Source organism: Lentzea sp. (assembly GCF_035525475.1).
GTDB lineage: Bacteria > Actinomycetota > Actinomycetes > Mycobacteriales > Pseudonocardiaceae > Lentzea.
In genome coordinates this window covers 34,811-43,676 of the sequence record NZ_DATLEC010000243.1, presented here as the reverse complement: position 1 = coordinate 43,676, position 8,866 = coordinate 34,811, and the positions used below count along the sequence as shown (strand labels likewise).

Genomic DNA, 8,866 nt, shown 5'->3' with positions numbered 1-8,866 from the left:
AGGCGAAGGGCGGTGCCTTCCGGGTCAACCGCAGGCTCAGCTACGCCATCGGCGACGGGCGGCTCACGTTCACCAACACCGGCGCCGAGGTGCGGGTCGTCCCGCAGGAGCTGACCGAGCTGCCGCTGCTGCGCGAGTTCGACGACGTCGACGCGCTCACCGCGCTCGCCGACCGCTTCGAGCAGCACGAGTACGAGCCCGGCCAGGTGATCGTCGAGGAGGGCCGGCCGCAGGACGAGGTCGTCCTCATCGCGCACGGCAAGGTCGAGAAGATCGGCCGCGGCGAGTACGGCGACCAGACCGTGCTCGGCGTGCTGGCCAACGGCGACTACGTCGGCGACCAGGTGCTCGCCGACCCGCAGGACGAGTGGGAGTTCACCATCAAGGCGGTCACCCCGGTGATCGCGCTGACGCTGCCGTGGCGGGTGTTCGAAGAGCTCAACGGCGCGGCGGGCGGCCTGCGCGCACACATCCAGCGCGCGTTCACCGGTTCCGCCGGCCGCTCCAACGCGCACGGCGAGGCGGAGATCGACATCGCCTCCGGCCACGACGGCGAACCGGACCTGCCCGGCACGTTCGTCGACTACGAGCTGGCGCCGCGCGAATTGGAGCTGAGCGTCGCGCAGACCGTGCTGCGGGTGCACAGCCGCGTCGCGGACCTCTACAACAACCCGATGGACCAGGTCGAGCAGCAGCTGCGGCTCACGATCGAGGCCCTGCGCGAACGCCAGGAGCACGAGATCGTCAACAACCGCTCCTTCGGCCTGCTGCACAACGCCGACCTCAAGCAGCGCATCCACACCCGCACCGGCCCGCCCACCCCGGACGACTTCGACGAGCTGCTGTCGATCGTGTGGAAGGAGCCGAGCTACTTCCTGGCCCACCCGCGCACGATCGCCGCGTTCGGCCGCGAGCTGAACAAGCGCGGCCTCTACCCGCAGCACATCGACTTCAGCGGTCAGAAGGTGCCGGCGTGGCGCGGCGTCCCCGTGCTGCCGTGCAACAAGATCCCGATCTCGGACACCCGCACGTCCTCGGTCATGCTCATCCGCGCCGGCGAGCAGAACCAGGGCGTCATCGGCCTGCACCAGACCGGCATCCCCGACGAGTACCAGCCGGGCCTCTCGGTGCGGTTCATGGGCATCAACGACCAGGCGATCATCAACTACCTGGTCAGCGCCTACTACTCGGCCGCCATCATGGTGCCGGACGCGATCGGTGTGCTCGAGCACGTCGAGCTCGGCCGCGAGGGCTAGCACGTTGGCCTCCTTCACCATGCCGGAGTTCTATGTGCCGCACCCGGCACGGATGAGCCCGCACCTCGAACGCGCCCGCGCCCACTCCACGCAGTGGGCGCGGGACATGGGGATGCTCGACACCGGGGTGTGGACCGACGAGGTCCTCGCGGGCGACGACTACGGGTTCATGTGCGCGTGGACCCACCCGGACGCGCCCGCGGAGATCCTCGACCTCATCACGGACTGGTACGTCTGGGTCTTCTACTTCGACGACGAGTTCTTCGCGGAGTTCAAGCAGAGCAAGGACGTCGCCGGGGCGAAGGCCTACCTCGACCGGTTGCCGGCGTTCATGCCGCCGGGCGGCACGGACCCGTGGCCGGAGCCGCGGAACCCGACCGAACGCGGGCTCGTCGACCTCTGGCAGCGCACGATTCCCCTCATGTCGCAGGACTGGCGGCGCCGGTTCACCACCAGCACCCACAACCTGCTGCTCGAGTGCATGTGGGAGATCAAGAACATCGAGAGCGGCACGGTCGCCAACCCGATCGAGTACATCGAGATGCGCCGCAAGGTCGGCGGCGCGCCGTGGTCGGCGAACCTGGTGGAGGTCTCCGAAGCCGCCGAGGTGCCCGCCTCCGTCGCGGGCACCCGCCCGTTGCGGGTCCTCTCCGACACGTTCTCCGACGCGATCCACCTGCGCAACGACATCTTCTCGTACGAGCGCGAGGTGCAGCGGGAGGGCGAGAACTCCAACGGGGTGCTCGTGTTCGAGAAGTTCTTCGGCCACGACACGCAGACCGCCGTCGAGGCCGTGAACGCGCTGCTGACGTCGCGGCTGCACCAGTTCGAGAACACCGTGTTCACGGAGTTGCCGCAGCTGTTCGCCGAGAACTCGTCGGGCCCGGAGGAACAGGCACGGGTGCTCAAGTACGTGAAGGGCCTGCAGGACTGGCAGTCCGGCGGGCACGAGTGGCACCTGCACGCCGGCCGGTACACCAAAGCGGACAACTCCGGGGTGGAGGGCGCGGGCAACAGCGCGTTCTTCCGCACGATCCTGCGCGGGCCGACCGGGCTGGGCACGTCCGCGGCGTGGCTGGGGGCGCCCCGTGGTTGAGATCCCCTCGTTCGACATGCCCTTCGCCGCAAGACTTTCTCCTCACGTCGACCGCGTCCGCCAGCACACCAAAACGTGGGTGCGGGACATGGGCATGCTCGGCGGCGTGCCGTGGACCGAGGCGTTCTACGACGCGGCGGACTACGGCGGCTTCGCCCCGCTGGCGTTCCCCACGGCCTCCTTCGACGAGCTGAAGAACATCAGCCTCTGGGGGACCTGGGGCTTCTACGTCGACGACATGTTCCTCGAAGGCTTCCTCCGCCCGCGCACCGTGGCGGGCGGCAAGGCGTTCGTGGCCCGGCTCAAGGACGTCCTCGCCGGCTCCGCGCCGACGACCCCGGCGGAGCGAGGGCTCGCGGACCTGGTCGCCCAGTCCACCATGGACGACGAGGACCGCACCAACATCACCGAGTACCTCGACGCGTTGCTGTGGGAGCTGCACAACACCGCGCAAGGCCGGGTACCGGATCCGATCGACCTGGTCGAGATGCGCCGCAGGACCGCGATGGCGGACATCTCGGCGAAGCAGGTGCGCAGGACCGCGCGCGCCGAGCTCCCGGCCGAGCTGTTGCGCAACTCCACGATGAGAGCGCTGGTCGACTCGTTCGGCGACGTTCCGGCGCTGCGCCAGGACCTGCACAACTTCGACCGGATCGCCGCCACCGGCGGCAGCACGGTCAGCGCGGTGCTCGCGGTGCAGCAGTTCTTCGAGTGCGAGACGCAGAAGGCCGTGGACGTCGTCGCGGACCTGATCGCCGCCCGGTTGCGGCAGATCGGCTCGATCTTCGCCGAACTCCCGTCGCTCGCCATCGAGTACGACCTCGGCACCGAGGCCAGGGCCGGGCTGTCCCGGTACGCCGAGGCGCTGAGGTCGTGGCTCGCCGGTGAGCTGCTCTGGACGCAGCGCACCGGCAGGTACCGCTTCTCCCCGGTCCCCACCCGGAAGTCGTTCCACTCCCCCAGCGGACTGGGCACGGCCGCAGTTTCAGTTCGCTAGTTCCCTTCGCGCAAGCAGATTGGCAGGATTCGCAGTGACTGTTACCGATCCGGATCTTGGGGTCGAGGACCAGCAGATGAGCCTGTCGAGGGCTGCTGCGCGCAACCTCTCGACGACCACCAAGTCCGCACCGCAGATGCAGGGGATCTCGCCCCGCTGGCTGCTGCGATCGCTGCCGTGGGTGGAGGCCAAGGGCGGCGCTTTCCGGGTCAACCGGCGGCTCAGCTTCGCGATCGGCGACGGCCGCGTCACGTTCACCAGCGTCGGCTCCGAGGTGCGGATCGTGCCGCAGGAGCTGGCGGAGTTCGTGCTGCTGCGCGGGTTCGAGGACGAGGCGGCGCTGACGGTCGTGGCGAACACCTTCGAACAGCGCGAGTACCAGCCGGGCGAGGTGATCGCGCAGCGCGACGAGTCCGTCGACGAGATCATCGTCATCGCGCACGGCAAGGTCGCCAAGACCGGCCGCGGCGAGTACGGCAGCGACGTGGCGCTGGGCACGATCGCGGACGGCGAGTACCTCGGCGACGAGCCGGTCCTGTCCGGTGCCGACAAGAAGTGGTCCTTCACGGCGCGCGCGGTGACGCCGACGACCGCCGTCGTGCTGACGCGGGCCGCGTTCAACCGGCTCAACGACCAGATCGAACCGCTGCACGAGCACATCGCGCAGCAGCTGGCGCACCCGGCTAACCCTTCGAACAAGCACGGCGAGGCCGAGATCGACATCGCGTCGGGCCACGACGGCGAGCCGGCGCTGCCCGGCACGTTCGTCGACTACGAGCTGCGGCCGCGCGAGTACGAGCTCTCGGTGGCGCAGACGATCCTGCGCGTCCACACGCGTGTGGCCGACCTCTACAGCAAGCCGATGGACCAGGTCGAGCACCAGTTGCGGCTCACCATCGAGGCCCTGCGCGAGCGGCAGGAGTACGAGCTGATCAACAACAAGGAGTTCGGCCTCATCGCGAACGCCGACCTCAAGCAGCGGATCAGCACGCACTCGGGTCCCGTCACGCCGGACGACATGGACGAGCTGATCTCGCGGCGCCGCAACACCAGGCTGATCCTCGCCCACCCCAAGGCGATCGCGGCGTTCGGCCGTCAGCTCAACTCGCGCGGGGTCTACTCGCCGACCGCCGACGTCGAGGGGCAGCAGCTGCAGACGTGGCGCGGCATCCCGATCGCGCCGTGCGACAAGATCCCGGTCAACAAGAACGGCACGACGTCGATCCTCGCAATGCGCCTGGGCGAGGAGAAGCAGGGCGTCATCGGCTTGCGCCAGACCGGCATCCCAGACGAGTACGAGCCCGGCTTGAACGTGCGGTTCATGGGCGTCGACGAGCACGCGATGCTCAAGTACCTGGTGTCGACGTACTACTCGGCGGCGATCCTCGTCCCGGACGCGCTGGGCGTGCTGGAGAACGTGGAGATCGGTCTCTAGCCATGACAGCGGAGACTTTCGACGAGGTGACAGAACCGCTCGCCGCCGGGAGGCCGGCCGGCGAGGTGCTCGCGTGGAGCAGGGGCCTCGTGCAGCCGGCTCTGCGCAAGGCGGTCGACCAGCTGCCGCCGTCGATGCGCACGATCGCGGAGTACCACCACGGCTGGCGCGACGAGTACGGCAACCCGGTGCTGGAGAACGGCGGCAAGGCGATCCGTCCCGCGTTGGTGCTGCTGGCGGCCGAGGCCGTCGGCGGCACCGCCTCCGAGGCCGTGCCGGCGGCCGTCGCGGTGGAGCTGATCCACAACTTCTCGTTGCTGCACGACGACGTGATGGACCGCGACACGACCCGGCGTCACCGTGCCACGGCGTGGACGGTGTTCGGCGTCAGCGCGGCGGTACTGGCGGGAGACGCGTTGCAGGCGTTGGCCATCGACGTCCTCGCCGCATCGGGACATCCGCGCGCGTTGGAGGCGATCCGGACGTTGGGTGACGCCGTGGTGGCGTTGCTCGACGGGCAGGCCTACGACCTCGACTTCGAGACGCGGTCCGACGTCGTGGTGTCCGAGGTCGAGCGGATGGCGCGCGGCAAGACCGGCGCTTTGCTGGGCGCGTCGACGGCCCTGGGCGCGCTGTACGGCAACGGGTCGGACCTCCAGATCGAGGCGATGCGCGGCTACGGCGCCGAGCTGGGCCTGGCGTTCCAGCACGTGGACGACCTGCTCGGCATCTGGGGCGACCCGGCGGTGACGGGCAAGGCCGCGCACTCGGACCTGGTGAACCGCAAGAAGTCCCTGCCGGTCGTGCGGGCGCTGACCGCCGGCGTCCCCGCCTCCGCCGAGCTGGCGTCGCTGTACTCCGGCTCGCACGAGCTGAACGCGGAAACGCTTGCGCGGGCGGCTTCCCTGGTCGACGAGGCCGGTGGCCGGGCGTGGAGCCAGTCGCAGGCCGACGAGCTGCACACGCGGGCGCTGGTCCACCTCGGCGAGGCCTCGCCGACCGCACGCGCGGCGGTCGAGCTGGGGACGCTCGCCCAGCTGGTCACCCACCGAGACCACTGAAAGGCCACTCATGACGGAACACCCGCCGCGTTCGGTGCTGCTCGCCTCACCCCGGTCGTTCTGCGCCGGGGTGGAGCGCGCGATCCAGATCGTGGAACGACTGCTCGATCAGCGTGGCGGCCCTGTCTACGTGCGCAAGCAGATCGTGCACAACGTCCACGTCGTGCGGTCGCTGGAGGAACGTGGCGCGGTGTTCGTGGAGGAGCTGTCCGAGGTGCCTTTCGGTGCCACGGCGGTGTTCTCCGCGCACGGCGTCTCTCCCGCCGTGCGTGCCGAGGCCCGCGGACGCTCGCTGGACGTCCTGGACGCGACGTGCCCTCTCGTGACGAAGGTGCACTCCGAGGCGCGGCGCTTCGCCGACCGCGGCGACACCATCGTGCTGATCGGTCACGCCGGGCACGAAGAGGTCGAGGGCACCCTCGGGGAGGCGCCCGACCGGATGGTGCTCGTCGAGACCGTTGACGACGTGCTCGCGCTGGAGATCACCGGTCCCGTGTCGTACCTGACGCAGACGACGCTGGCCGTGGACGAGACGGCCGAGGTGGTCGAGGCCCTGCGCCACAAGTTCCCCGACGTGCGCGGGCCGGGGTCCGACGACATCTGCTACGCCACCACGAACCGGCAGGTCGCGATCAGGGAGGTGGCCGAGCAGTCGGACCTCGTCCTGGTCGTGGGCTCCCGCAACTCCTCCAACTCGGTGCGGATGGTCGAGCTCGCCGCCCGCGCCGGCACCCCCGCGCACCTCGTCGACGACGCGTCCGAGATCGACCCGGCGTGGCTGGAGGGGGTGTCGTCCGTGGGGTTGTCGGCCGGCGCCTCCGCCCCGTCGGAGCTGGTGGACGAGGTGGTCAGGGCGCTGGAGGCGCTGGGGCCGGTCTCGGTGTCGACGCACACGACCGCGACCGAGACGATCGCGTTCACATTGCCGCCGGCGGTGCGCCGTGCTGGCTGACATCGCCTCGCCCGCGGACGTGCGGGCACTGTCGTCCTCGGAACTCTGCTCGCTGGCAGCGGAGATCCGGTCGTTCCTGATCTCCAAGGTGCACCGGACGGGCGGCCACCTCGGCCCGAACCTCGGCGCGGTCGAGCTGACCATCGCGGTGCACCGGGTGTTCTCCTCGCCCGTCGACGTGGTGCTGTTCGACACCGGGCACCAGTCGTACGTGCACAAGATGCTGACCGGCCGGTGCCCGGACTTCGACTCGCTGCGCCAGGCCGGCGGCCTGTCCGGCTACCCGTCCGCCGCCGAGTCGGCGCACGACGTGGTCGAGAACTCGCACGCATCGACCGCACTGTCCTATGCGGACGGTCTGGCCAAGGCGTTCGAGCTCAGCGGCGCCGACCGCCGGGTGGTGGCCATCGTCGGCGACGGGGCGCTGACCGGCGGCATGTGCTGGGAGGCGCTGAACAACATCGGCGGCTCCTCCCGGCCCGTCGTGGTGCTGCTGAACGACAACGGCCGCTCCTACGACCCGACGGCGGGCGGCTTCGCTGCGTCGTTGCTCGACGGCTCGGCCCGCCGGCTGTTCGAGGCCCTGGGGCTCGCCTACATCGGCGAGGTCGATGGCCACGACGTGCACGCCGTCGAGAGCGCGCTGTGGGAGGCCAAAGGCCTCGGACGCCCGGTCGTCGTGCACTGCAAGACCGTGAAGGGCAAGGGCTACACCGCCGCGGAGACCGACGAGGCCGACCGCATGCACGCGGTCGGCGCCTACGGGGCGTCCGGCGGCCGCACCTGGACCGACGCGTTCTCCGACGAGATCGTGGCGATCGGCGAGGAGCGCCCGGACATCGTCTGCCTGACCGCGGCGATGCTGGAACCGGTGGGGCTGCGGCCTTTCTCGCGGAGGTTCCCGGCGCGCACCTTCGACGTCGGTATCGCCGAACAGCACGCAGTGACGTCCGCCGCCGGCATGGCGATGGGCGGCCTGCACCCGGTCGTCGCCGTCTACGCGACGTTCCTGTCCCGCGCGTTCGACCAGCTGCTGATGGACGTGGCGCTGCACCGGTTGCCGGTGACGTTCGTGCTGGACCGCGCCGGCGTGACGGGCCCGGACGGCGCCTCGCACCACGGCATGTGGGACGCGTCCATCCTGCCCGTGGTCCCCGGCCTGCGCCTCGCCGCTCCGCGCGACCCGGCGTCGTTGGGCACATTGCTGCGCGAGGCCGTCAACGTGTCCGACGGACCGACGGTCGTGCGCTACCCGAAGGCCGCCATCGGCCCCGACGTGCCCGCCGTGCGCCGCGTGAGCCACTTCGACGTGCTGCGCGAGGTCCCGGACGCCGAGGTGCTGCTGGTCGCTGTCGGCCCTCTCGCCGGCCCTTGCCTGGCCGCCGCCTCGGAACTGGCCTCGCACGACGTCCGCGTCAACGTCGTCGACCCGCGCTGGACCGCACCGCTGGACCCGCACCTCGTCAAGTACAGCGGCCAGCACCGCCTGGTCCTGGCCGTCGAGGACACGACGTCCACCGGCGCGCTGGGCGCACGCCTCGGTCAGGCCCTGGCAGGTTTCCCGTCGTGCGTCGCCACCTTCGCCTTGCCTGCACGCTTCCTACCCCACGACTCACGCGCACGCATCATGCGCGCACACGGCCTGGATGCAGCCGGCATCACGACGAGCGTGCTGAAGCGCCTCGGCGCGAAGTGACGAACCAGCCGATGGCGGACGACAACGCGATCGCCTTCGCGCCCACCACCGGTGCCTTCACCTCGGCGGGCAGTTCCAGCGGGCGCAGGGCGGTCGCGAGGCTGAGCAGGATCGGCTCCTGCACGGCGAACGCGCCAGCGCCTGCCACCTCCAGCAACCGAGGAACGGTTCCGCGCTCTTCGCCAGGTCCAGCACACCCACGAGCGCCGCGGCGACCCGCTGTCCAGGAACGGCCGCCGATCCGTGAACGCCTGCCACCACGAGACCTGCCGCCCAGCACTGTCGTAGGCGATCCACACGAACGCCGGCCACACCACGACCGCACTGACCACCCAAGGCACACCAAGCCTGCCAAGCCGCTCGACGACGAACC

At 70.3% G+C, this 8,866-nt stretch carries 8 protein-coding genes; 7 read left to right on the top strand and 1 reads right to left on the bottom strand.

The genetic code is table 11. The features are described from left to right. From VM306_RS36640 to VM306_RS36610, 7 genes are all read left to right on the top strand, one after another. A partial coding sequence (locus tag VM306_RS36640; RefSeq protein WP_325523246.1) for a family 2B encapsulin nanocompartment shell protein occupies positions 1-1,256 on the top strand: 1,256 nt, incomplete at its 5' end. 19 nt (positions 1,257-1,275) lie between these two features. Beyond that, entirely contained in the window at positions 1,276-2,352 is a 1,077-nt protein-coding gene (locus VM306_RS36635) for a terpene synthase family protein (protein WP_325523244.1), read from the top strand. Next, positions 2,345-3,349, top strand: coding sequence for a terpene synthase family protein (locus VM306_RS36630; protein ID WP_325523242.1), 1,005 nt, complete (start codon positions 2,345-2,347; stop codon positions 3,347-3,349). The genes VM306_RS36635 and VM306_RS36630 overlap by 8 nt, the downstream gene beginning before the upstream one ends. A 34-nt stretch (positions 3,350-3,383) precedes the next feature. Beyond that, positions 3,384-4,784: a family 2B encapsulin nanocompartment shell protein gene (locus VM306_RS36625; protein WP_414672498.1), complete on the top strand. Its 1,401-nt coding sequence runs from the start codon at positions 3,384-3,386 to the stop codon at positions 4,782-4,784. A gap of 2 nt (positions 4,785-4,786) precedes the next feature. Beyond that, positions 4,787-5,845, top strand: coding sequence for a family 2 encapsulin nanocompartment cargo protein polyprenyl transferase (locus tag VM306_RS36620; protein ID WP_325523238.1), 1,059 nt, complete (start codon positions 4,787-4,789; stop codon positions 5,843-5,845). 10 nt (positions 5,846-5,855) lie between these two features. Next, positions 5,856-6,797, top strand: coding sequence for a 4-hydroxy-3-methylbut-2-enyl diphosphate reductase (locus VM306_RS36615; RefSeq protein WP_325523236.1), 942 nt, complete (start codon positions 5,856-5,858; stop codon positions 6,795-6,797). Next, a complete protein-coding gene (locus VM306_RS36610; protein ID WP_325523234.1) occupies positions 6,787-8,493 on the top strand; it encodes a 1-deoxy-D-xylulose-5-phosphate synthase in 1,707 nt (568 codons plus the stop codon). The genes VM306_RS36615 and VM306_RS36610 overlap by 11 nt, the downstream gene beginning before the upstream one ends. Here VM306_RS36610 and VM306_RS36605 read toward each other — a convergent pair. Continuing rightward, positions 8,456-8,650: a hypothetical protein gene (locus VM306_RS36605; RefSeq protein WP_325523232.1), complete on the bottom strand. Its 195-nt coding sequence runs from the start codon at positions 8,648-8,650 to the stop codon at positions 8,456-8,458. The two genes, VM306_RS36610 and VM306_RS36605, sit on opposite strands and share 38 nt — an antisense overlap. Positions 8,651-8,866 lie beyond the last annotated feature (216 nt).